Genomic DNA, 231 nt, shown 5'->3' on the forward strand with positions numbered 1-231 from the left:
GATAGATTCTCTGGCGGCCATTACGCTGGTACAGCGCCTGAATCATGCGCTGAATATGCATGATGTGTCGGCGGTAGGCGTCACGCAGCCTGTGACCTTAGCCTTCCTGTATCAGCATGCCACACCGGATGCGATGTGCCGGGCACTGAGTGCTGCCAGTTCAGAGCCGCTGGATCAACAGTCCGAACAGGAGGTGGCGGATGTCAGCAACTAATCATCGGGCTAAGCTTT

Annotated in this window: 1 protein-coding gene; it reads left to right on the forward strand. The window is 56.3% G+C overall.

Annotated elements, in window-relative coordinates; genetic code table 11:
* Nucleotides 1–214 (forward strand): acyl carrier protein (locus tag R0J87_RS25280; RefSeq protein WP_498889770.1); only part of this gene is annotated, 214 nt, incomplete at its 5' end.
* Between the last annotated feature and the right edge of the window lie 17 nt (nucleotides 215–231).

Source organism: Halomonas sp. SIMBA_159, assembly GCF_046536035.1.
Lineage (GTDB): Bacteria > Pseudomonadota > Gammaproteobacteria > Pseudomonadales > Halomonadaceae > Vreelandella > Vreelandella venusta_A.